A 22367-nucleotide genomic window follows, 5' to 3' on the forward strand; every position below is an offset into this window, starting at 1 on the left:
TCGCGATCACGCGGACTCGCGGCGCACGACGACGGCCGGCTGCGGCGCCACGTCGACGGCCGGCACGCCGAGGAGCGCGCGTGCGGCTCGGCGCCCGTAGGCGGCCGCGTCGATCCGCACGGTCGTGAGCCGGGGCGACCAATGGGCGCCGACGCCGGCGTCGTCGAACCCGATGACCGCGAGCCGACCCGGCACGTCGAGACCGATCGCCGCCGCCGCGGCGAGCACGCGGATCGCCGACGCGTCGTCGGATGCGGCCACCGCGGTGACCTCGGGGTGGGCGCCGAGCAGCTGCTGCAACGCGACCGCGTCGGCGGCGGATGCATCGCGAAGCGGTCCGTCGGGCGCAGACGCGTCCCGAAGCGGGCCGTCGGGCGCGGATGCCCCGCCGAACTCCAGGACGGGGACCGTGCCCAGCCCCAGCTCGCGGGCGACGTGCCGCGCGTACTCGAGGCGGAGGTCGACCAGCCGGGCGACGGCCGGATCGATCGCGACGGCCATGGCGATCGAGCGATGCCCGCGCTCCGCGAGGTACCGCACCTGGGTCGCGGTGTGGGCGGCCATGCCGTCGGTCCACCCGCCCTCGGGCACGACGGGGCGAGGCTGCGATCCGGGTTCGGAGAAGGGCGCGTCCGCGGCATCCGCCCGCTCGTCGCCGAAGTAGAGCGCGTCGAGGTCGAGCACGGCCCGCGGTGAGATCGCGGCGACGAGGCGCGCGTCGCCGTCGGGATCGCTGCCGTAGCGGACCAGGAGGGTGTGCCCGAGCCGGGCGAGCTCCGCATCCAGCCCGTCGATGAAGCTCGTGAGGGCGGCGCCGCCGTGCGGGAGCCGGGCCACCTTGAGCACGACGATGCGCGATGAGCCCTCCCGCAGGGCCCGGGCGACGCCGTGCGGGACATAGCCGAGCTCGGCGGCGGCGGCGTGCACGCGATCGCGCGTGGCCGGCGGGATCGTCTGCCCCGGCCGGTCGTTGAGCACGAAGCTCACCGTCGCCGGCGAGACGCCGCTGGCGCGCGCGACGTCCTTCATCGTCACTCTGGCGCCGGGCATGGCCCTCAGCGTACCCGGCGTCGGGGGGATTACTAATTCGATTTAGTTAAGATGTCCCGGAGACGCCGGACCACAACCGGCGAGAACTGGAGCAGTCGATGAAGACGGTCATGGTCACCGGTCCCGGGACGACCGGCATCGTGGAGACACCCGAGCCGGTCGCCGGCCCTGACGACGTGCTGGTGCGCATCCGGGCGTGCGGCATCTGCGGGTCCGACCACATGTACACGACGTACGGCGGCATCCCGCCACGACAGGGCGCGACGCCGCTCGGCCACGAGCCCGCGGGTGAGATCGTCGAGGTCGGTGCGAACGTGCGGGGCGCGGAGGTCGGCGACCACGTCGTCATCAACCCGATGGCCGCGTCCGACGGCATCATCGGCTCGGGCGGCGCGCAGGGCGCGTTCTCCCCGCTCGTCGTCCTCAGGGGCGCCGAGGCCGGGGTGCACTTCCGGGTCATCCCGGCGCACATCCCATTCGAGGTCGCCGCGCTCAACGAGCCCATGGCCGTCGCCCGGCATGCGGTCAACCGCTCGGGCGCCGCAGCGGGCGAGAACGCCGTCGTGTTCGGCGCGGGCCCGATCGGCCTCGGCGCGCTGCTGTCGCTGAAGGCGAAGGGGGTCGCGAACGTGGTCGTCGTGGACATCCTGCCGAACCGACTCGAGAAGGCCCTCCTCGTCGGGGCCGACGCCGTCGTGAACTCGGCCGAGGAGGACGTCGCCGCCCGCCTCATCGAACTGCAGGGCGAGGCGCCGGCCGTCATCGGCCAGCGTGGCGCCCGACCCGACACCGACGTCTTCATCGACGCCGCGGGCGCCGGCGTCGTCGTGCAGACCGTGCTCGCGAACGCCAAGCAGGGAGCGCGCCTCACCATCCCGGCCGTGCACAAGAAGCCGGTCGAGGTCGACTTCGGCGCGATCCTCACCAGTGAGATCTCGATCATCATGTCGATGGGCTACCCGACCGAGATCTTCGAGGTCACCGACGACCTCGTCGCCAACTGGGAGAAGTACCGGCTCATCATCAGCGACCGGTTCCCGGTGGAGGACGTGCTCACGGCCCTCGAGGTGGCCGCGACCCCCGGTGCGGCCGACAAGGTGATGGTCACGCTGGACTGACCGCCTTCGGGAACGGGCGAGGTCCCCGGCGCCTGCCGGGGACCTCGCCGTGTCGGATGCGCCGGGCATGACGGAGGGCCCCCGGCAATGCGCCGAGGGCCCTCCGGGCCTGGATCGCGACTAGGCGGCCGCGAGCGCCTCCTGCCACTCGATGAGGTCGGCGATCTTCGCGACGAGCGTGTCGTCCTGGAGACCGTGCGCCTTGCCCTTGGCCTGCTTGAGCACCTCGATCGCGCCCTCGTGGTCGCCCGCGTCGGCCGCGGCCTCAGCGGTCTCGAGGTAGGCGGTGACGCCGGCCGAGAGCTTCTCGACCCGGTTCGAGCCGTCGGCGAGGCCGGCGATGATGCCGTCCACCTCGTTGAACGTCACGCAGTCGCCGCCACCGGTGACCTTGCCGGCGGTCCACTCGATGCCGCCGAGCACGTGCGCGAGGAAGAGCGGGTCGCTCCACGAGGCATCCGTGTGCCCCGCGCCCTCGTACCACGAGCGGCCGCCCTCGAAGTTCTGGCACCAGGCGAGCGGGTGGTCGGCACCCATCGCGCCGTTGCCCGGGTTGTAGGTCGACTCGTCGAGCGTGATGAGCACGTGCACCGACTCGCGCGGGTTCGCCGTGAAGTTGTACCACTCGTCGAAGCGCACCCACTCGGCGGGCAGCATGGTGGTCGACGGATGCCCCGGGCTCTCGACGCGCATCGTCGCCGTCTGCTGGGCGGGGTGGTTGCGGAAGCGCGCGCTGCCGCCGGTCAGCTCGCTGTACCACGGCACGGTGTGCATCGAGTCGGTCGCCGCGTGGAGGCCGACGTAGCCGCCGCCTCCGCGGATGTAGCCCTGGAACGCCGCGAGCTCGGTGTCGTTGAGCAGGCGCGGACGGTTCGGGTCGAGGTTGTTCGTCGCGTCGACGGGCGACGCGAAGATGATGGTCGCGTACTTCGACAGGTCGGCGGCCGTCGTGAACGGCGAGCTCGGGAGGGTGAGGGTCGGCTGGCCGGGCGAGCTGCCCTGCGGCGGGTCCCAGACGTCGACGCCGAAGCCGTTCTCCTCCCCGAGGGCGATGATGGCGCGCGTCGTGTCGTCGATGTGCGAGTGGCGGAAGCCGAGGGTTTCCCCCACGACGAGCACCTGGTAGTCCTCATCGGCGGCGTTCGCGGGCGCCGCCGCGATGCCGAGGCTGAGCGTGACCCCGACGGCGCAGAGCCCGGTGATCGCCCGTTGGACGTGTTGCTTCATTGGTCGTTTCTCCTCTTCGAGTGGACCCTGCCGAACGCCGCCTGCACGGATGTGCACGGTGAATATGTTGCCGCAGACGACATATTTACAGACCTGACCCTATTGCCGCGCGGTGACGGATGTCAACCGCTTTCCCGTCACCTTTCGCCGAGGATCCTCGAAAGAGAGGAATGCTTCCTCGGACTCGGGGGGCGGGCGCCGGGCTACACTGCGGGCATGGCCGACGCGCCCGCCTACCGGATCTGGCCGCCGATCGCACTCGGTGTGCCACTCGTGATCGGGTGGGGCGTCACGGCCATCGTCGGAGACCCGATCCCGATGCCGGTCACGCTCTCGCGGACGGTGTCGATCGTCCTCCTCATCGCGTTCGCCATCTGGAACGGCTGGGCGCTCTGGCTCATGGGTCGACATCGGACGGCGCTGCTCCCCGGCGACTCGACGAGCACGATCCTCGACACCGGACCGTTCGCGGTGAGCCGCAACCCGCTCTACCTCGGATTGATCGCGCTCGACGTGGCGCTGGCGCTGCTCTGGCCGTCGTTCTGGGCGCTCGTGCTCACGCCGGTCGGGGTCGCGGCGCTGTGGTGGGGGGCCATCGCACCCGAGGAGCGATATCTCAGCGCGAAGTTCGGTGCAGAGTACAACGCGTATCGCGCGCGGGTGCGGCGGTGGTTGTAGCCACCCGGCCGCCACCGCAGAAAGCCCCGCTGTCCGTGAACTCATGGACGATCGGGGCTTTCATCGAGCGGAGACGGCGGGATTTGAACCCGCGGTCCCCTTACGGGGACTCCACCTTAGCAGGGTGGTGCACTCGACCGGACTATGCGACGTCTCCTCGCGACGCGCTTGCGCGCAGACGCGACAGCCATCATAACCCGCGGATGCCGCGAACGACGATTCGGGCGAATCAGCTCCCACCGGCGGCCGTCGAGAGAACGCGAAACGCCCTCCCCGAACCGCGGGAAGGGCGATTCGCGTCATCTCGAGGGCGACCGAACCACAGCCGGGCAGCCGGGCAGACGCCGAGCGAACACCTACTGGTCGTCGAGCGAACGCCCGGCCGAGCAGCGGGTCTCGGCCGCGGTCTGGCCCGACACGTCGGTGGGCAGCGCCTCCGCGGACGCGACCGGCGGTGCCGCGGCATCCGACGCGGGGGCCTCCTCGGCGGGCGGCGCCTCCTCGGCCGGGGCCTCGGCGGGCGGTGCGGCGTTCGGGTCGCCGGCCGACGCGAAGGCCGACGAGGAGCTGTCGTAGTTGAACGAAACCGGACGGTCCTCCTGGAGCGCCAGGTTGACGAGCTGGGCCGAGTCCGTCGGCACGACAGCGTCGTCGGAGTATGCGGTCGGGTACTGGATGAACGCGATCGACCCGAGGTCGGTGTCCTTCAGCGCCTTCGCGATCGAGATCATGCGCGTGGGGTCCGCGAGGCTCGAGGAGAGCTGCATGTTGGCGAGCGCGGCCTTGGCGATCGAGTACAGCTTGACCGGGTCGCTCAGCGTGCCCTCGCCCTGCAGCTTGCGGGCGAGCGCCGACATGAAGACCTGCTGGTTCGAGATGCGGCCGAGGTCGCTGCCGTCGCCCACGCCGTGGCGCGTGCGGAGGAACTGCAGGGCGGCGACGCCGCTCAGCGTGTGGTTGCCGGCGTCGAGGAACGTGCCGGTGTACTCGTCTTCGATCGGGTCGGCGACGCAGACCTCGACGCCGCCGACGGCCTCGGAGAGGCCCGCGACGCCCATGAACTGCACGATGCCCGCGAACGGGATCGTCACGCCCGTGAGCGACTGCACGGTCTCGACGACGCAGTTCATGCCGCCGTACGAGAGCACGGAGTTGATCTTCACGCCGTAGAGCTCGTCGAGCGTGCTCGAGGGATCGTTCGGGTCCTGGCACGCGGGGACGTCGACGAGCATGTCGCGGGGGAAGCTCACGACGGAGGCGTTCGTGTGGTCCTGCGAGATGTGCATCAGGATCGTCACGTCGTTGAGGACGGCGGTCTCCTCGTCGGGGTCGCCGAAGCCGTCGCCCTGGCCGGCGCGGCTGTCGCTGCCGATGAGCAGCAGGTTCACGCCGCCCTCCATCGCACCGACGTCGGGCACGCCCTCGAGCGCCTTCTCGCTCTCGAGCTTGACCGTGGGCTGCACGGTGCTGGCGAGGTCCCAGGCCGCGTAGGCGGCGACGGCGGAACCGGAGATCAGGGTGATCGCGACGACGGATGCCGCGACCTTCGCCACCGTCCTCCACGCGCTGTGGGCCTTGAGTCGCCCGTGACGTGCGATGGACGAGGTCTTCGCGGCGCGACGTGAGCTGTGACGCAGGTCCTGATTCACCCGATGCCTCTCGTGTCGTGGTCAAGGGTCGTGCGCGCGGAGGGCGTGGGATTCGAACCCACGAGGCATTGCTGCCCACTGGTTTTCAAGACCAGCTCCATCGGCCGCTCGGACAGCCCTCCAACCGGCGCGCCGAAGCCCCGTGAGGGGCCACGTCGCACAGGCAGGCCCCGATTCTAGCCGAAGCGCATTCCCACGAGCCTCTCATTCGACCCTGAGAAGGCGCTGATTCGGGTCGGTCGACGGATGCCGCGGGCCGCACACATCCGCAGCATCCCGGGCATGGCGGATGCCGCGATCGCTCGTCAGCCCTCGTTCGCGCTCGAGCAGCGCACGTCGGCTGCGGTCTGGCCGGTCACGTCCGACGGCAGGGCGTCGGCCGGCGGCGTGGTGGGCGCCGCGGTGGGCGGGGCATCCGTCGCCGGCGCCTCGGTGGCGGGCGCCTCGGGCTGGGCCGGTGCGTTCGGGTCGGTCACGGTGCCGAAGTCGGAGCTGTTCGTCGCGTTGGGGTCGATCGCGATGGGGTGGTCGGCGACGAGCGCCGCATTGAGCGCCTGGGCCGACTCGGCCGGCACGACCGCCGAGAACCCATCGGTGTACACGGTCGGATACTGCACGAAGACGATCTTCGAGAGGTCGATGTCCTGCAGCGTGCGCGCGATCGCCATGAGCTGCGCCGGGTTCTGCAGCGCGGTCGAGAGCGTCATGTTCGAGAGCACGGCCTTGGCGATCGAGTACAGCTTCACCGGGTCGCCGAGGGTGCCCGAGCTCTGCATCGTGCGCATGAGCGACGCGAGGAACGTCTGCTGGTTCGAGATGCGCCCGAGGTCGCTGCCGTCGCCGACGCCGTGCCGGGTGCGGAGGAACGCGAGGGCGTCCATGCCCTGCAGGGAATGCGTCCCGGGATCGAGGAAGAGCCCGGTATAGGGATCTTCGATGCGGTCGACGACGCAGACGTCGACGCCGCCGATCGCAGAGGACAGCGCCGCCACCCCGTAGAACTCGACGATGCCGCCGACGGGGATCTGCACCCCCGTGAGTTGCTCGATGGTGGCGGCGACGCAGCCGAAGCCGCCCCACGAGAGCACCTCGTTCATCCTCGTCTCCGACAACGCGGAGAGCCGCTCGCCCTCGGGGTTGTTCGGATCGACGCACTCGGGCACGTCCACGAGCATGTCGCGCGGGAAGCTGACGACCTCGACGTGGCTGTGGTCCTGCGAGATGTGCAGCAGCATCGTCACGTCGTTGAGCACGGCCGACTCCTCCTCGGGGTCGCCGAAGGCGCCGTCGTCGGGCCGCTTGTCGCTGCCGACGAGCAGGAAGTTGAGCCCGCCCTCCATCGCCCCGATGTCGGGCACGTTCTCGAGCATCTTCTCGCTCTCGAGCTTCACGGGCGGCTTCACCGCGGCCGTCGCGAGCAGGTCGACCGCGGCGTAGCCGACGACCGCGGTCGCACTGATGGCGAGCACGGCGACGACGGCCGCCGCGATCTTGCCGTAGGTCGCCCAGGCGCCGTGCCGTGGCATCCGCCCGTGTCTCGGGACGGCAGGCTCGACGGGCTCCTCCGGTGCAGACCGACCGCTCATCGCGCCCCTCCCGACTCGCTGATGATAACCGGCGAGGCCGCGAGCGGGCGGGATGTCGTCAGGGAAGCGAGTCGAGCACTGCCGCGAGGCCGGCGTGGTCCACGTCGTCGGCGGTCTCCCCCGCGGCCGCGCGCACCTCGGCGGGGGCCTGGCCCATGGCCACCGAGCGGCCTGCCGCGCCGGCCCACGAGAACATCTCGATGTCGTTGCGGCCGTCGCCGACGGCGATGACCCGGTCGGACGGGAGATCGAGCCAGCCGCGGACACGCTCGAGCGCGGTGGCCTTGCTCACGCCGTCGGGGGCGATGTCGAGCCACGCGGTCCAGCCGATCGCGTAGCTCACCTGGTGCAGGCCCATCTCCTCGACGATGCGCAGGAACTCCTCGAGCTCGTGGTCGGGCGACACCACGACCACGCGCGTCGCGCGCTGGTCGAGCAGCTCGTCGAACCGCACCTCGTGGGCGTTCTCGAGGTTCCAGTCGGTCATGCCCTGCGTGAAGAGGCGGTACCCGTCGGGCAGCTCGACCATGAACCGCCCGCTCGGGAGGAAGGACCGGATGCGCTCGAGCACCGCAGTCGGGTCGAAGGTCTCCACATGCGCACGCGAGTAGCCGCCGGATGCCCCGTCGTCGCGTCGCATCGTGATGGCGCCGTTCGCGCACACCACGTACTCGGGGCTGAGGCCGAGGCGCTCGAGCACGGGCAACGTCGTGGCCCACGACCGCCCGGTGGCGAGCGTCACCTCGTGGCCGCGCTCACGCGCCGCGAGGATCGCGTCGGCGACGCGCTCGTCGATCGACTCGTCTTCATGCAGGATCGTGCCGTCGACGTCGAGCGCGACGAGCCACGGCTCCGCGGCTTCGGCGGGTCGGGGGGCCGGCATGCTCATGCGCGCTTGGGCTCCAGCACCTCGAGGCCGCCGAGGTAGCCGCGGAGCGCCTCTGGCACCACGACCGAGCCGTCGGCCTGCTGGTGGGTCTCGAGGATGGCGACGATCCAGCGCGTCGTGGCGAGCGTGCCGTTGAGCGTCGCGACCGGCGCCGTCTTCCCGCTCTCGGTGCGGTGGCGGATGTCGAGGCGGCGCGCCTGGAACGTCGTGCAGTTCGAGGTGGAGGTGAGCTCGCGGTAGGCCTGCTGCGTCGGCACCCACGCCTCGACGTCGAACTTGCGCGCGGCGCTCGAGCCGAGATCGCCGGCCGCCACGTCGATGACGCGGTAGGCGAGGCCGAGGGACTGCAGCATGTCCTCCTGCCAGCCGAGCAGGCGCTCGTGCTCGGCCTCGGCATCGGCCGGGTCGACGTAGCTGAACATCTCGAGCTTGTCGAACTGGTGCACGCGGATGATGCCGCGGGTGTCCTTGCCGTGGCTGCCCGCCTCGCGGCGGTAGCAGGTCGACCAGCCCGCGTAGCGGAGCGGGCCGTCGGAGAGGTCGATGATCTCGTCGGAGTGGTACCCGGCGAGCGCCACCTCGCTGGTGCCCACGAGGTAGAGGTCGTCGGCGGGGAGGTGGTAGACCTCCTCGGCGTGCGCGCCGAGGAAGCCGGTGCCCTGCATGATCTCGGGACGCACGAGCGTCGGCGTGATGAGCGGGGTGAAGCCGTTGGCGATGGCCCGGTCGAGGCCCATGTTCATGAGCGCGAGCTCGAGCCGGGCGCCGACGCCCTTGAGGAAGTGGAAGCGCGCACCCGAGACCTTGGCGCCGCGCGACATGTCGATGGCGTCGAGCAGTTCGCCGAGCTCGAGGTGATCGCGCGGCTCGAACTCGAACGCCGGGATCTCGCCGACCTCGCGGAGCACGATGAAGTCGTCTTCACCGCCGGCCGGGACGCCATCGATGACGACGTTGCCGATGCGCTGCATGGCCGTCGTGAATGCGGACTCGGCCTCGCCGGCGCGCTGGTTCGCTTCCTTCACCTTCGCGGCGAGCTCCTGCGCCTGCGCGACGAGCGCGGCCTTCTCCTCCTTGGGCGCCTTGGCGACCTGCTTGCCGAACGCGTTCTGCTCGGCGCGGAGGGACTCGAACTCGGAGATGGCCGTGCGGCGCGCGGCATCCGCGGCGAGCGCGTCGTCGACGAAGCCGGATGACTCGCCGCGCAGCTCCTGCGATTGCTTGATCAGCTCGGGGTTCTCGCGGAGCAGCACGGGGTCGATCACGCGAGCCAGTCTAGCCCGGGCCCGCCGACCGCCCGGGGCCGCCGACCGCCCGGGGCGGGGGCGGGAGCCCGGACGGGCGCCGGTCGGGCGACGGACCGACGGCGGCGGCGCGGGGCATCCGCTCGGCTCGAGGCGATACGGTTGCAGCGTGACCGGGGATGCGCATCACAAGGCGGCCACAGGCGTGGACGGGGCCGGCGGACAGCTGCGCGCGGCCGTGATCTACAACCCGACGAAGAGCGGGATCGACCTGCTGCGCGCCGCCGTGAAGTCCGCGGAGGATCGGCAGCACTACGCCCCCTCGCTGTGGCTCGAGACCACGGTCGACGACCCGGGCAAGGGCATGGCGCGCGAGGCGATCGCCGCGGGCGTCGACCTCATCATCGCGGCGGGCGGCGACGGCACCGTGCGGTCGGTGGCGGCCGCCGCGCGCGGCACCGGCGTGCCGATCGGCCTCGTCCCGCTCGGCACGGGCAACCTCTTCGCCCGCAACCTCGGCATCCCGGTGAACGACCACGACGACGCGGTCGTGCTCGCCTTCGCGGGCGTCGACCGGGCGATCGACGTGCTCGTGGCCGACATCACCCGCGCCGACGGCACCAACGAGACGCACGCCTCGCTCGTGATGTCGGGCATCGGCATCGACGCCGCCATGATCGCGAACACCAACCCCGACCTGAAGAAGCGGGTCGGCTGGCTCGCCTACGTGGACGCGGGGCTGCGGGCGATCCCCGCGTCGAAGCCGTACCGGGTGGTGTACCGAACGGATGCCGGGCGCCTGCACCGCTCGCGGGTGTCGAGCATCCTGGTGGCCAACCTCGGCTACCTGCCGGGCAACATCGAGCTCATCCCCGACGCGGAACTCGACGACGGCAAGCTCGACGTGGTGGTGCTGCAACCACGCAACCTCATGGGCTGGCTGCTCGTCTGGCGCCGCGTCACCTGGGAGAACCGCGTGCTGCGCAAGAGCGCGCTCGGACGCCAGTTCCTCGACCTCACGGGCGGCAGCCGCCGTCGCGAGGTCGTCTACTCGCGCGGCCGGTCGGTCGACATCGAGATCGAGGCGGATGCCGAGGAGTTCGAGATCGACGGCGACGAGTTCGGCACCGTGGTGTCCGCCCGCTTCCGCGTGGACCCCGCCGCCCTGCTCGTGCGCGTCGAGGACTGACCGCAGATCAGCGCTCGTCAAACCTCTCGGCGCGACGACGCTCGAGGTCGGCGTCGACGACGCGGTTCGTCACGGCGCCGACGATGATGAAGCCGAGCAGTGCGACCACGCCCACGAGCGTCGCGGGCTGCGGGATCGCGTTGGCGACCTGGATGATGCGGTACTGCGCGATGGCCGCCTCGCTGGGATCGGGATTGAGGAAGATCTCGCCGGTGTCCTCGACCACGACACCCACCGCCCAGATGGTGAGCGCGGCCGCGGCGAGCACGATCACCACCAGCGCGATCGCGGCGGGGTTCCGCAGCAGCCGGGCGATCACGAGCGCTCCGAATGGCGACGGGCCCAGCGGATGCCCGTCCACACGAACATGGCGACGAGCCCGAGCAGGCCGCCCTGGATGAGCGACGGCGCGACGACCCAGCCGACGTACTGGAGCCACCGGTCGGACTGGTTGACGCCGGAGAACGGGTTGTCGGCCATGAGGCCCGCCCACCAGAACGCGCCGCCCACGACGATCGCGATGATCGCGACGCCCCAGGCGGCGAGGAACCACGGGTCGGCCGGCGACGGCTCGTCGTCGGCCTCCGCGAACTCGGGCGGGAAGAGGTCGTCCGCCTCGTCGGGCTCCGTCGAGGCGGCGGCACGCGGCCCGGGCGCCGTCGCCGGAGCCGACCTCCGGACGGGCTCGGCCGCGGCGGGTGCGTCGGCGACGGGTGCGACGGCACGTTGGCCGACGTCCGTCGACCGCTCGGCGACGGATGCCGCGGCATCCGCTGCCGGCCGCTCATCGGCGAACGGGGCGACCGGAGCGTCCACCTCGCCGTCGTAGCCGCGCTGGAACCGGGGGTCGAACCGGGGGTCGATCCCCTGGGGCGGCCGCGTCTCGGTCATGGGCTCCCTCCGAAGACGATCATCGTCACAGTACCGCGCCTCGGCGTCCTCGCGGCCGGTCGGCCGGTCGAGTGGCTCGCGCGGGCGGGCAGCGGCGTCGAGCGTCAGTCGGGCTCGCCGCTGAGCAGTCCCCGCAGCCAGTCGCGCGCCTCGATGAAGATCTCGTCGTCGTACTTCGAGTGGTACGACACCTCCTGGCGGTCGGCACGCGGGTACGAGCCGAGGAAGATGACGTTGGGGCTCGTGCGGCGGAGGCCGAGCAGGGCGTCGGCGACGCGCTCATCGGCGATGTGCCCGTCGAGGTCGACAACGAACCGGTAGCGGCCGAGGGCGTCGCCGATGGGACGGGACTGCAGCAGCGAGAGGTTCACGCCGCGCGTCGAGAACTGCTCGAGCATCGCGAGCAGCGATCCGGGCTCGTCGTCGGGCAGTTCGACGATGAGGCTCGTCTTGTCGGCCCCCGTCGGCTCGGCGAGGATCCGCGAGCGCGAGACGAGCACGAACCGGGTCACCGCGTTGGGGTTGTCGCCGATGTCGCGGGCGAGCACTTCGAGGTCGAGGTGCTCGGTGATGCCGGGCGGAGCCACCGCGGCGTCCGCCTGGCTGCCCTCGAACAGGGATGCCGCGGCCTGCACGTTGCTCGTCGCCGGGATGTGCCCGTGCTCGGGCAGCTCGCGCTCGAGCCAGCCGCGCGACTGCGCGTAGGCCACGGGGTGGGCGTTCACGATGCGGACGTCGCCGAGCGCGGTGCCGGGCCGGGCCACGAGCACGAAGTTCACGGGGACGACGTACTCGCCGACGATGCGGAGGCCGGGCACGGTCGCGAGCGCGTCCTGCGTGGCGGAGACGCCGCCCTCGACGGAGTTCTCGATCGCGATCATCGCGGCCACCGAGCGCCCGCTCGTCACGTCGGCGAGCGCCTCCCCGACGTTGTTGACCGAGCGCCAGTGCTTGCCGGCGGCCTCGGGCACCTGCTTCAGCGCGGCCTCGGTGAACGTGCCGGCCGGCCCGAGATAGGAGTACGTCTCCTCGGGTGGCGTGGGGGCGGCATCCGTCATGGACGCAAGCCTATCCAGCGGCGGATGCCGCGCCGGCGCGCCCCCGCCGCCGCCGGCCCGCGCTGCCAGCCACCGTTTCTCAGGAATCCCGGGCGCGAATCGCGGCCGGCCGCGGCGTGTTCTCCTGAGAAGCGGGCGTTGTGTCCCAGCGCGTCCTGAGAAAGGCTAGCGAGAGCGGGAGGGGACGGCGCATGACGACCATCGGGGAACGCGAGGCCGCACCGGCACGTACGCCGCGCCCGCTGCCGACGGATGCCGAGCGGCTCGCGGCGCTCAAGCGCATGAAGCGCGTCGCGACGAGCCTCCTGCTCGTCGCCGCCGTCGTGTTCGCGGTGTCCTTCGCACTGCAGGACGAGATCCCGTGGCTCGGCTACGTGCGCGCGGCGGCCGAGGGGGCCATGGTCGGCGCGATCGCGGACTGGTTCGCGGTCACCGCCCTGTTCCGGTATCCGCTCGGGATCAAGATCCCGCACACGGCGATCATCCCGACCCGCAAGGACGAGATCGGCGCGACGCTCGGCGCGTTCGTCGAGCAGGAGTTCCTCTCCGAGGAGGTCGTCGTCGGCAAGCTCCGCTCGGTCGGCATCGCGCGGCGTCTCGGCGAGTGGCTCGCCGTGCCCGAGAACGCGGACCTCCTCACCTCCGAGGCGTCGGTCGCGGCGCGCGGCGTGCTCACGCTGCTCGGCGACGACGACGTCGAGGACGTCATCGAGCAACTCGCCCGGAAGCACCTGTTCGAGCCCGAGTGGGGTCCCGCCATGGGCCGGCTCGGCGCGCGGCTCGTCGCCGCCGACCAGCAGCGCGCCGCGATCGACGCCGTGCTCGAGAAGGCCGAGGTGTGGCTCTTCGCGCACCCCGAGGCGTTCGGCTCCATGGTGTCCGACCGGCTGCCGAAGTGGCTGCCGGGCTTCGTCGACAGGCTCGTCGACGACCGGGCGCATCGGGAGGTGCTCGCGTTCGTGCGCACGGTGCGCTCCGACCCGCAGCATCCGCTGCGCGGCGCCATCGACCGCTGGCTGGCCGAGCTCACCGACGACCTGCAGCACGACCCCGCCATGATCGACCGGGTCGAGCGGCTCAAGGCCGACCTGCTCGACAGCCCGCGCGTGCGCGAGTTCGCGGGCGAGGCGTGGGCGAGCGTGAAGGCGACGCTCGACCAGGCGCTGGCCGACCCCGACAGCGAGCTGCGCAAAGGCTTCCGCTCGGCCGTCCTCGAAGTGGGTGCGCGCCTCGCGACCGACGAGGAGCTCGCCGCCAAGGTCGACGAGTGGGTGACGGATGCCGCGGCCTACGTCGTGCGCAACTACCGGCACGAGATCGCGGGCGTCATCACCGAGACCGTCGAGCGCTGGGACCCGCGCGAGACCACCGAGAAGCTGGAGCTGCAGGTCGGCCGCGACCTGCAGTACATCCGCATCAACGGCACGGTCGTGGGGGCGCTCGCGGGCGTGACGATCTACTCGATCGCGACGGCGGTGCAGGCGCTGGTCTAGGGATTCGGCACCCACTGCCACGGGGTCGCGATCGACCGACAGCCCGTCCCGAGGGGGTGTCGCCCGCCGGGCATGCGCGGCAGACTGTGAGGATGCACGAGCGAGCGGGAACCCCGGCGACCGAATCCGATCTCATCGACGTCGAGGCTCTCGTCAGGGCCTACTACGACCTCGAACCCGACGTCTCGATCCCCGAGCAACGCGTCGCGTTCGGCACCTCGGGCCACCGCGGCTCCTCGTTCAACCGCAGCTTCAACGAGCGGCACATCCTCGCGATCACGCAGGCGATCGTCGAGTACCGCACCGCGCAGGGCGTCACCGGTCCGCTGTTCATCGGCGCCGACACGCACGCGCTGAGCGCCCCGGCGCAGACCACGGCGCTCGACGTGCTCGTGGCCAACAACGTGCGCGTGCTCACCGACCAGTACGACGACTACGTGCCCACGCCGGCGCTGTCCCACGCGATCCTGACGTGGAACAACGACCCCGCGAAGCGCGCCGAGGGCGAGGCCGACGGCATCGTCATCACTCCGTCCCACAACCCGCCGCAGGACGGCGGCTTCAAGTACAACCCGCCGCACGGCGGCCCGGCCGACTCCGACGCCACGACCTGGATCGCGAACCGGGCGAACGACCTCCTCGCCGACGACTGCCGAGAGGTGAACCAGGCCGAGCCGAGCGGCGTCGAGATGTTCGACTTCCGCTCGAACTACGTCGACGACCTCGGCAGCATCATCGACTTCGACGCGATCCGCGAGTCGGGCATCCGCATCGGCGCCGACCCGCTGGGCGGGGCATCCGTGCACTACTGGGCCGCGATCCGCGACAAGTACGGCATCGACCTCACGGTGGTGAACGAGCGCGTCGACCCGGCCTGGTCGTTCATGACGCTCGACTGGGACGGCAAGATCCGCATGGACCCGTCGAGCCCCTCGGCCATGGCCTCGGTGCTCGCGAACGCCGAGGGCTACGACATCCTCACGGGCAACGACGCCGACGCCGACCGGCACGGCATCGTCACGCCCGACGGCGGCCTGATGAACCCCAACCACTACCTCGCGGTCGCGATCGAGTACCTCTACACCCACCGCCCCGAATGGCGGTCGGATGCCGCGATCGGCAAGACGCTCGTCTCGAGCTCGATGATCGACCGCGTCGCCGAGTCGCTCGGCCGCCGCCTCTGGGAGGTGCCGGTCGGCTTCAAGTGGTTCGTCCCGGGCCTGATCGACGGATCGGTCGCGTTCGGCGGCGAGGAGAGCGCGGGCGCCTCGTTCCTGCGCAAGGACGGCACCGTCTGGACGACCGACAAGGACGGCATCCTGCTGTGCCTGCTCGCGTCCGAGATCCGTGCGGTCACGGGCAAGTCGCCGTCGCAGCTCTACGCCGAGCTCGTCGAGCGGTTCGGCGACCCCGCCTACCAGCGCACGGATGCCGCGGCCACCCCCGCGCAGAAGGCCGCGCTGGGCAAGCTCGACGGCGACGCGATCGCGGCGACCGAGCTGGCCGGCGAGCCCATCACGGCGAAGCTCTCGCACGCGCCCGGCAACGACGCGGCGATCGGCGGCGTCAAGGTGCAGACCGCCGACGCCTGGTTCGCGGCGCGCCCGAGCGGCACCGAGGACGTGTACAAGATCTACGCCGAGTCGTTCAAGGGGCCCGAGCACCTCGCGGTCGTGCAGGAGGAGGCCAAGCGCGTGGTCGACGCAGCCCTCGGCTGACGCGCCTCGACGCGCGACGATTCCCCACCCCGACCCCCGGGTGCGACGATGCACGCGACCGACCTCCAGAGGAGTCCCATGGAAGCCTGGCCTGGCACCGCCTACCCGCTCGGAGCGACGTTCGATGGCAGCGGCACGAACTTCGCGATCTTCAGCGAGTCCGCCGAGCGCGTCGAGCTGTGCCTCTTCGACGAGGACGGCAACGAGACCCGAGTCGAGCTGCAGGACGTCGACGCGTTCGTCTGGCACGCCTACCTGCCGCAGGCGCAGCCCGGCCAGCGCTACGGCTACCGCGTGCACGGACCGTACGATCCCGAGCACGGGCACCGGCACAACCCCAACAAGGTGCTGCTCGATCCGTATGCGAAGGCGATGGTCGGATGGTTCGACTGGGACCAGTCCCTGTTCGGCTACGACTTCGGCGACCCCGACTCGCGCAACGACGACGACTCCGACGCCCACGTGATGCATTCGGTCGTGATCAACCCCTTCTTCGACTGGGCGGGCGATCGGCATCCCAACACGCCCTACTCGGAGTCGATGATCTACGAGGCGCACGTGAAGGGCCTGACGGCGCTGCATCCCGACGTCCCCGAGGAGCAGCGCGGCACCTATGCGGGCGTGGCGCATCCAGCCGTCATCGAGCACCTGCTGAAGCTCGGCGTAACGGCCATCGAGCTCATGCCAGTGCACCAGTTCGTGCAGGACTCGACGCTCGAGGAGAAGGGCCTGCGCAACTACTGGGGCTACAACACCATCGGGTTCTTCGCGCCGCACAACGAGTACTCGTCGACCGGCGAGCTCGGCCAGCAGGCGCAGGAGTTCAAGAGCATGGTGCGCGCCCTGCACGAGGCCGGCATCGAGGTGATCCTCGACGTCGTGTACAACCACACCGCGGAGGGCAACCACCTCGGCCCGACCATCGGCTTCCGCGGCATCGACAACGCGGCGTACTACCGCCTCGAGGAGGACGACAAGCGCTACTACACCGACTACACCGGCACGGGCAACTCGCTCAACGTGCGGAACCCCCACGCGCTGCAGCTCATCATGGACAGCCTGCGGTACTGGGTGCTCGAGATGCGCGTCGACGGCTTCCGGTTCGACCTCGCGGCCACGCTCGCCCGTGAGTTCTACGATGTCGACCGCTTGTCGAGCTTCTTCGAGCTCGTGCAGCAGGACCCGGTGGTCTCGCAGGTGAAGCTCATCGCCGAGCCGTGGGACGTCGGTCCAGGTGGCTACCAGGTGGGCAACTTCCCACCCCAGTGGACCGAGTGGAACGGCAAGTACCGCGACGAGGTCCGGGACTTCTGGCGGGGCGAGCCGTCCAGCCTCGGCGAGTTCGCGTCGCGCATCACGGGGTCGTCCGACCTGTACGAGAACAGCGGGCGGCGGCCGGTGGCCTCGATCAACTTCGTGACCGCGCACGACGGCTTCACGCTGCGCGACCTGGTCTCGTACAACGAGAAGCACAACGAGGGCAACGGCGAGGGGGGCAACGACGGGGAGTCGCACAACCGGTCGTGGAACTCCGGGATCGAGGGCGACACCGACGACCCCGACGTGCTGACGCTCCGCGCCCGGCAGCAGCGCAACTTCCTGGCGACGCTCCTGCTCTCGCAGGGCGTGCCGATGCTCCTGCACGGCGACGAGCTCGGCCGCACGCAGCGGGGCAACAACAACACCTACGCGCAGGACAACGAGCTGAGCTGGGTGCACTGGGACGAGGCCGACCGCCCGCTCGTCGAGTTCACCGCGGCGATCTCGCAGCTGCGCAAGGACCACCCCACCTTCCGGCGCAGCCGCTTCTTCGACGGCCGGCCGGTCGAGAGCGAGGAGGTCCCCGAGGGGCCAGAGGGTCCGCTGCCCGACATCGTGTGGCTGCGCCCCAACGGAACGCAGATGCGGCCGGAGGACTGGGATGCTCCGCTCGGACGAGCCGTCGGCGTCTACCTGAACGGCGGCGGCATCCGGCAGCGCGATGCCCGCGGCGAGCCGATCACCGACGTCGACTTCCTGCTCTTCTACAACGCCGAGCCCGAGCCGACGCGGTTCACGATCCCGCCGCGCACGCAGCAGCAGTGGGACGTCGTGATCGACACCGCCGGGCGCACGGCCGACTCGCCGCCGAAGGGCGCCGGGGAGACGTTCGAGCTCGAGGGACGCTCGATGCTCGTGCTCCGGGCGCACTCCGAGCCCGTGACGGAACCCGACCACTCCGTGGCGGCGTCGCTCGCCGTGCGGACCTCGCAGTCCGAGCAGCTTCCGGGCGCCACACGCGGACCGACGGTGTCGGGTCGCCGGCAGTCCCCGACCGCGAAGCCAGTCGAATAGCCGTCACGACGCCATGGGGGGAACATCGGTGAAGACGCCCGTCTCGACGTACCGACTCCAGGTGCGGCCGTCGTTCGACCTCGACGCCGTCGCCGGCATCGTCGACTACCTGCACGACCTCGGCGCGGACTGGGTCTACCTGTCGCCGCTGCTCGAGTCCGAGGCGGGCTCCGACCACGGCTACGACGTGGTCGACCATTCGCGCGTCGACGCCGCGCGCGGCGGCCCCGAGGCGCTCGAGCGTGCGGCCGCCGCCGCGCACGCGCACGGCATGGGCGTGCTCGCCGACCTCGTCCCGAACCACGTCGGCGTCGCGACGCCCGCGGCGATGGCGTGGTGGTGGGACGTGCTCGCGAACGGCCGCGGGTCCCGGTACGCCGAGGCGTTCGACATCGACTGGGACTTCGGCGGCGGACGCCTGCGGATCCCGGTGCTGGGCAGCGCCGACGACGTCGCCGCGCTGCGGCTCGTCACGGCGGCGGACGGCGACGGCTTGGAACTGCGCTACTGGGATCACCGGTTCCCCGTGGCATCCGGCACCGCGGAGCCCGGCGACGACCCCGTGGCCGTGCACGACCGACAGCACTACGAGCTCGTCGACTGGCGGCGTGCCGACCACGACCTGAACTACCGGCGCTTCTTCGCGGTGAACACGCTCGCCGCGATTCGCGTCGAGGTGCCGTGGGTCTTCGACGAGAGCCACGTCGAGGTGCTGCGCTGGCTGCGCGACGGGCTCGTCGACGGACTCCGGGTCGACCACCCCGACGGACTGCTCGATCCGGGCGCGTACCTGGAACGGCTCGCGGAGCGCACGTCGGGCGCGTACGTGCTCGTCGAGAAGATCCTCGAAGGGCCCGAGCGGATGCCGCCTGGCTGGCCCACCGACGGCACCACCGGGTACGACGCGCTGTCCGACATCGACCGCGTGCTCGTCGATCCGGCAGGCGAGGCACCGCTCACGGCGCTCGACACCAGGCTGCGCGGCGGGGAACCCGTCGACTGGGCGGAGATGATCCACGGCACCAAGCGCGCGATCGCCGACGGGATCCTGCGCTCGGAGGTGCTGCGGCTCGACCGCACACTCCTGGATGCGGTCGCCGAGCCCGTCCCTTCGGTCGCTGAGCCCGTCGAAGCGAGCCCCGCGTCCGTCCCTTCGACGAGCTCAGGGACCGTCGCCGACGCGGTCGCCGAACTGCTCGCGTGGTTCCCCGTGTACCGGTCGTACCTGCCGTTCGGCGTCGAGCACCTGCATGCAGCCGCGGAGCGCACCGTACGGCACCGGCCCGAGCTCGGCCCGATCGTCGCGCGCCTGCTGCCGATCCTGTCGGATCCGGGGCATCCGGCGGCGCAGCGGTTCCAGCAGACGAGCGGCATGGTCATGGCGAAGGGCGTCGAGGACACCGCGTTCTACCGGTACACCCGGCTCACGAGCCTCACCGAGGTGGGCGGCGATCCAGCCGAGTTCGCGATCGGGGTCGACGAGTTCCACGCGCGGTCGCGCGACCGGCACGAGCGGATGCCGCGGTCGATGACCACCCTGTCGACGCACGACACGAAGCGCGGCGAGGACGTGCGGGCCCGGCTCGACGTGATCGCCGAGGTGCCCGGCGAGTGGACGGCGATCCTCGACGAGCTGCGCGAGCTGGGGCCGCTCGGCGACGGTCCCCTCGAGCACCTGCTCTGGCAGGCGATCGTCGGCGCGTGGCCGGCGAGCCGGGAGCGCCTGCACGCCTACGCGGACAAGGCTGCACGCGAGGCCGGGAACTCGACCACGTGGTCCGAGCCCGACGCCGCGTTCGAGGCACGGATGCACGCGCTCGTCGACGCCGTGTTCGACGACGAGCGCGTCGCCGCGATCGTCGGCCGGGCCGTGGCCCTGCTCGAGGCGCCGGGCTGGTCGAACTCGCTGTCGGCGAAGCTCATCCAGCTCACGGCGCCCGGCGTGCCCGACGTCTACCAGGGCAGCGAGCTCTGGGAGCAGTCGCTCGTCGACCCCGACAACCGGCGTCCGGTGGACTTCGACCTGCGCCGGCGCATCCTCACGATGCTCGACGCGGGCGCACTTCCCCATGTCGGAGCGGGCGGCGCCGCGAAGCTCCTCGTCACGAGCCGAGCCCTGCGCCTGCGCCGCGACCGGCCCGACCTGTTCGGCGACTACGTCCCGCTCGCGGCATCCGGTGCCGCTGCCGATCACCTGATCGCGTTCGCTCGCGGCGGCGCCATCGCGTTCGCGACCCGGCTGCCCGTCGGGCTCGCCGCCCGCGGCGGCTGGGGCGACACCGTGATCGACATCGGCAGCGCGCCCGTGGTCGACGTGATCACCGGGCGACGGCACGCCGGCGGTGAGTCGCGGGTCGCCGAGCTGCTCGACCGCTATCCGGTGGCACTGCTCGCCGAGGAGGGAGGCACCGCATGAGCGCGGCCGATGCGAACGCCCCGACCGAGTTCCGCGTGTGGGCGCCCCGCGCCGAGCGGATGACGCTGCAGGTCGACGGGGCGCGGCATCCGATGACCGCCGAACCCGGCGGCTGGTGGCACGCCACGGCCTCGGGGCGCGACTACGGCTACCTCGTCGACGACGTGGAGACCCCGCGCGCCGACCCGCGCTCGCGCTGGCAGCCCGACGGGGTGCACGGCCTCTCGCGCGTGTTCGACCCGGCCGCCCACGAGTGGCAGGACACGGCGTGGACCGGCCGCCAGCTCGCGGGCGGCGTGATCTACGAGCTGCACCTCGGCACGTTCACGCCCGAGGGCACGCTCGACGCGGCGATCGGGCGGCTCGACCACCTCGTCGAGCTCGGCGTCGACTTCGTCGAGCTGCTACCAGTCAACGCGTTCAACGGCGAGTGGAACTGGGGCTACGACGGCGTGCTCTGGTACGCGGTGCAGGCGGCCTACGGCGGGCCGGCGGCCTACCAGCGCTTCGTCGACGCCTGCCACGCCCATGGTCTCGCGGTGATCCAGGACGTGGTCTACAACCACCTCGGTCCGAGCGGCAACTACCTGCCCGAGTTCGGCCCGTACCTGCACGAGGGGCGCGCGAACACGTGGGGCGCGTCGCTCAACCTCGACGGGTGGGACTCCGATCACGTGCGCGAGCACATCTTCGGGAACGCGCTGATGTGGCTCGACGAGTACCACGTCGACGGGTTACGGCTCGACGCGGTGCACGCACTGGACGACCACCGCGCCGTGCACCTGCTCGAGGAGCTCGCCGAGCGGGTCGACGCGCTGTCGGCGCACGTGCGCCGACCCCTGACGCTCATCGCCGAGAGCGACCTGAACGACCCACGGATGGTCCGACCGCGCGAGGCGCACGGGTACGGGATCACGGCGCAGTGGAGCGACGACTTCCACCACGCGGTGCACGTGGCGGTCTCGGGCGAGACGGTCGGCTACTACGAGGACTTCGCACCGCTGCACGCGCTGCGTGAGGTGTTCGAGCGCGGGTTCTTCCACGCGCGGACTCCCTCGACCTTTCGCGGCCGGGTCCACGGGCGGGCGCTCGACGAAGTCACGCCGGCGTGGCGGCTCGTCGTGTTCGACCAGGACCACGACCAGGTCGGCAACCGAGCGGCGGGTGATCGGCTGGCGGCATGGGTCGACGACGGCGGCCTCGCGATCGCGGCCGCGCTCACGCTGCTCTCGCCGTTCACGCCCATGCTGTTCATGGGCGAGGAGTGGGCGGCGAGCACGCCGTGGCAGTTCTTCACGTCGCATCCCGAGCCCGACCTCGGCCGCGCGACCGCCGAGGGCCGCATCGCGGAGTTCGAGCGCATGGGCTGGGACCCCGCCGTCGTGCCCGACCCGCAGGACCCCGAGACGTTCCGCCGCTCGAAGCTCGACTGGGGCGAGCCGTATCCCGACGGCGACCGTGCCGCGAGCCGTCACACGCGGATGCTGCGGTGGTACCGGTCGCTCATCGCGCTGCGTCGCTCGCGACCCGAGCTCACCGACCCGCGGATGCCGCTGACCCGCGTCGAGGTCGACGGGGAGGCGCGCACCGTGCTCGTCCACCGCGGCGCGCTCGTCATCGCGGTGAACCTCGGACCGGCCGGCGCGGCGACGACGCTCGCCGGACGCGTGCTGCTGCACTCGGGCGAGCTCGCGGGCGACCACGTCCCCGACACGGCCGACGCGCTCGTGCTGCCGGCGCGGTCGATCGTCGTGGTCGACACCGCCGACCTCGCGGGTTGAGGAGCGCCGGCGGAGCCGACGCGTCTCGAAACCTGCCACGACGGTT

Annotated in this window: 17 protein-coding genes and 2 tRNA genes; 8 read left to right on the forward strand and 11 right to left on the reverse strand. The window is 71.4% G+C overall.

Annotated elements, in window-relative coordinates; translation table 11 throughout:
- Positions 1–6: 6 nt before the first annotated feature.
- Entirely contained in the window at positions 7–1050 is a 1044-nt protein-coding gene (locus ACWGO8_RS06445; RefSeq protein ID WP_452042267.1) for a LacI family DNA-binding transcriptional regulator, read from the reverse strand.
- A gap of 98 nt (positions 1051–1148) precedes the next feature.
- On the opposite strand from ACWGO8_RS06445, the gene ACWGO8_RS06450 reads away from it, so the two are divergent.
- Complete coding sequence (locus tag ACWGO8_RS06450; protein WP_452042268.1) at positions 1149–2168, forward strand: zinc-dependent alcohol dehydrogenase; 1020 nt, start codon at positions 1149–1151, stop codon at positions 2166–2168.
- A 120-nt stretch (positions 2169–2288) separates the two neighbouring features.
- Here ACWGO8_RS06450 and ACWGO8_RS06455 read toward each other — a convergent pair whose 3' ends face one another.
- Entirely contained in the window at positions 2289–3395 is a 1107-nt protein-coding gene (locus tag ACWGO8_RS06455) for a ThuA domain-containing protein (protein WP_452042269.1), read from the reverse strand.
- Positions 3396–3611: 216 nt separating this feature from the next.
- Here ACWGO8_RS06455 and ACWGO8_RS06460 point away from each other — a divergent pair, with 216 nt between their 5' ends.
- Positions 3612–4073 (forward strand): methyltransferase family protein, encoded by a 462-nt coding sequence (locus ACWGO8_RS06460; RefSeq protein WP_452042270.1) that lies wholly within the window; start codon positions 3612–3614, stop codon positions 4071–4073.
- A gap of 68 nt (positions 4074–4141) precedes the next feature.
- Here ACWGO8_RS06460 and ACWGO8_RS06465 read toward each other — a convergent pair.
- From ACWGO8_RS06465 to serS, 6 genes are all read right to left on the reverse strand, one after another.
- Positions 4142–4230, reverse strand: a tRNA-Ser gene (locus ACWGO8_RS06465).
- A 199-nt stretch (positions 4231–4429) separates the two neighbouring features.
- The gene (locus ACWGO8_RS06470; protein ID WP_452042271.1) at positions 4430–5722 is read right to left on the reverse strand and encodes an LCP family protein; all 1293 of its coding nucleotides are present in this window, start codon (positions 5720–5722) and stop codon (positions 4430–4432) included.
- A gap of 37 nt (positions 5723–5759) precedes the next feature.
- A tRNA-Ser gene (locus ACWGO8_RS06475) sits at positions 5760–5844 on the reverse strand.
- A gap of 183 nt (positions 5845–6027) precedes the next feature.
- Positions 6028–7248, reverse strand: coding sequence for an LCP family protein (locus tag ACWGO8_RS06480; protein ID WP_452042272.1), 1221 nt, complete (start codon positions 7246–7248; stop codon positions 6028–6030).
- 118 nt (positions 7249–7366) lie between these two features.
- A complete protein-coding gene (locus ACWGO8_RS06485) occupies positions 7367–8197 on the reverse strand; it encodes an HAD family hydrolase (protein ID WP_452042273.1) in 831 nt (276 codons plus the stop codon).
- Positions 8194–9462, reverse strand: a complete 1269-nt coding sequence (serS, locus tag ACWGO8_RS06490) for a serine--tRNA ligase (protein ID WP_452042274.1) — start codon at positions 9460–9462, stop codon at positions 8194–8196. The genes ACWGO8_RS06485 and serS overlap by 4 nt, the downstream gene beginning before the upstream one ends.
- A 148-nt stretch (positions 9463–9610) precedes the next feature.
- On the opposite strand from serS, the gene ACWGO8_RS06495 reads away from it, so the two are divergent.
- Complete coding sequence (locus ACWGO8_RS06495) at positions 9611–10630, forward strand: diacylglycerol/lipid kinase family protein (RefSeq protein WP_452042275.1); 1020 nt, start codon at positions 9611–9613, stop codon at positions 10628–10630.
- Positions 10631–10637: 7 nt separating this feature from the next.
- On the opposite strand, the gene ACWGO8_RS06500 is transcribed toward ACWGO8_RS06495, so the two are convergent.
- From ACWGO8_RS06500 to pheA, 3 genes are all read right to left on the reverse strand, one after another.
- Complete coding sequence (locus tag ACWGO8_RS06500; protein ID WP_452042276.1) at positions 10638–10949, reverse strand: hypothetical protein; 312 nt, start codon at positions 10947–10949, stop codon at positions 10638–10640.
- Entirely contained in the window at positions 10946–11521 is a 576-nt protein-coding gene (locus ACWGO8_RS06505) for a hypothetical protein (protein WP_452042277.1), read from the reverse strand. Before ACWGO8_RS06505 ends, ACWGO8_RS06500 begins: the two co-directional genes overlap by 4 nt.
- 104 nt (positions 11522–11625) lie before the next feature.
- Positions 11626–12579 (reverse strand): prephenate dehydratase, encoded by a 954-nt coding sequence (pheA, locus tag ACWGO8_RS06510; protein WP_452042278.1) that lies wholly within the window; start codon positions 12577–12579, stop codon positions 11626–11628.
- A gap of 191 nt (positions 12580–12770) precedes the next feature.
- On the opposite strand from pheA, the gene ACWGO8_RS06515 reads away from it, so the two are divergent.
- From ACWGO8_RS06515 to treZ, 5 genes are all read left to right on the forward strand, one after another.
- Positions 12771–14072, forward strand: a complete 1302-nt coding sequence (locus tag ACWGO8_RS06515) for a DUF445 domain-containing protein (protein ID WP_452042279.1) — start codon at positions 12771–12773, stop codon at positions 14070–14072.
- Positions 14073–14164: 92 nt separating this feature from the next.
- Positions 14165–15790, forward strand: a complete 1626-nt coding sequence (gene pgm, locus ACWGO8_RS06520) for a phosphoglucomutase (alpha-D-glucose-1,6-bisphosphate-dependent) (protein WP_452042280.1) — start codon at positions 14165–14167, stop codon at positions 15788–15790.
- 78 nt (positions 15791–15868) lie between these two features.
- On the forward strand, positions 15869–18124 hold the full coding sequence (glgX, locus tag ACWGO8_RS06525) for a glycogen debranching protein GlgX (protein ID WP_452042281.1): 2256 nt from the start codon (positions 15869–15871) through the stop codon (positions 18122–18124).
- Positions 18125–18152: 28 nt separating this feature from the next.
- Positions 18153–20540 (forward strand): malto-oligosyltrehalose synthase, encoded by a 2388-nt coding sequence (gene treY / locus ACWGO8_RS06530; protein WP_452042282.1) that lies wholly within the window; start codon positions 18153–18155, stop codon positions 20538–20540.
- Positions 20537–22321: a malto-oligosyltrehalose trehalohydrolase gene (gene treZ / locus ACWGO8_RS06535; protein WP_452042283.1), complete on the forward strand. Its 1785-nt coding sequence runs from the start codon at positions 20537–20539 to the stop codon at positions 22319–22321. The genes treY and treZ overlap by 4 nt, the downstream gene beginning before the upstream one ends.
- Positions 22322–22367: the final 46 nt, after the last annotated feature.

It is taken from the genome of Agromyces sp. NPDC055661, assembly GCF_053618135.1.

What these genes read in the sequence shown, in the direction of transcription:
- ACWGO8_RS06445 (WP_452042267.1), bottom strand. Translation starts at nt 1,050, where the DNA reads ATGCCCGGCGCCAGAGTGACGATGAAGGACGTCGCGCGCGCCAGCGGC.
- ACWGO8_RS06450 (WP_452042268.1), top strand. Translation starts at nt 1,149, where the DNA reads ATGAAGACGGTCATGGTCACCGGTCCCGGGACGACCGGCATCGTGGAG.
- ACWGO8_RS06455 (WP_452042269.1), bottom strand. Translation starts at nt 3,395, where the DNA reads ATGAAGCAACACGTCCAACGGGCGATCACCGGGCTCTGCGCCGTCGGG.
- ACWGO8_RS06460 (WP_452042270.1), top strand. Translation starts at nt 3,612, where the DNA reads ATGGCCGACGCGCCCGCCTACCGGATCTGGCCGCCGATCGCACTCGGT.
- ACWGO8_RS06480 (WP_452042272.1), bottom strand. Translation starts at nt 7,248, where the DNA reads ATGCCACGGCACGGCGCCTGGGCGACCTACGGCAAGATCGCGGCGGCC.
- ACWGO8_RS06485 (WP_452042273.1), bottom strand. Translation starts at nt 8,197, where the DNA reads ATGAGCATGCCGGCCCCCCGACCCGCCGAAGCCGCGGAGCCGTGGCTC.
- ACWGO8_RS06505 (WP_452042277.1), bottom strand. Translation starts at nt 11,521, where the DNA reads ATGACCGAGACGCGGCCGCCCCAGGGGATCGACCCCCGGTTCGACCCC.
- pheA (WP_452042278.1), bottom strand. Translation starts at nt 12,579, where the DNA reads ATGACGGATGCCGCCCCCACGCCACCCGAGGAGACGTACTCCTATCTC.
- ACWGO8_RS06515 (WP_452042279.1), top strand. Translation starts at nt 12,771, where the DNA reads ATGACGACCATCGGGGAACGCGAGGCCGCACCGGCACGTACGCCGCGC.
- pgm (WP_452042280.1), top strand. Translation starts at nt 14,165, where the DNA reads ATGCACGAGCGAGCGGGAACCCCGGCGACCGAATCCGATCTCATCGAC.
- glgX (WP_452042281.1), top strand. Translation starts at nt 15,869, where the DNA reads ATGGAAGCCTGGCCTGGCACCGCCTACCCGCTCGGAGCGACGTTCGAT.
- treZ (WP_452042283.1), top strand. Translation starts at nt 20,537, where the DNA reads ATGAGCGCGGCCGATGCGAACGCCCCGACCGAGTTCCGCGTGTGGGCG.